This window comes from Streptomyces sp. AC627_RSS907, assembly GCF_019049165.1.
Genome location: NZ_JAGMUE010001149.1, coordinates 1 through 614, shown reverse-complemented (window position 1 = coordinate 614; position 614 = coordinate 1). Strand labels below are relative to the sequence as shown.

Sequence of the window (614 nt, the reverse complement as noted above, 5' to 3'; positions counted from 1 at the left end):
GACATGGACGGGACGCTCGTCAATTCCGACGCCGTCGTGGAGCGCTGTTGGCGGCGCTGGGCCGCGGAGCACGGCCTCGACGGCGACAGCGTGATCAAGGTCGTACACGGGCGGCAGGGCCAGGCCACCATGGCCGTGCTCCTCCCCGACCGCCCGCACGAGGAGAACCTCGCCGACAACGCCCGCATGCTCGCCTGGGAGACCTCCGACGTGGACGGCGTGGTGCCGATCGCGGGCGCGCCCGCGTTCCTCGCCTCCCTGGCGCGGCTGCCGCACGCCCTGGTCACCTCGGCCGACCGCGGCCTGTCCCAGGCCCGGATGGAGGCCGCCGCGCTGCCGATGCCGCGCGTGCGGGTCACCGCCGAGTCCGTGAGCGCCAGCAAGCCCGACCCGGAGGGGTTCCTCAAGGGCGCTGCGGAGCTGGGGTTCGCGCCCGCCGACTGCGTCGCCTTCGAGGACTCCGAGGTGGGCATCGCCGCGGCCCGCGCGGCGGGCATGCGCGTGGTCGGCGTCGGTCCCCGCGCGGCGGCCCACGCGCCCACGGCCCACGTGCGCGACCTGACGCAGGTCCGCGTCGAGGCGCTGCCGGACGGCGGCCTCACCCTGCACATCGC

1 protein-coding gene is annotated in these 614 nt (G+C 76.2%); it reads left to right on the top strand.

The annotated features are described in order from the left end of the window. A partial coding sequence (locus KUM32_RS40770) for an HAD-IA family hydrolase (RefSeq protein ID WP_217146714.1) occupies nt 1-614 on the top strand: 614 nt, incomplete at both ends.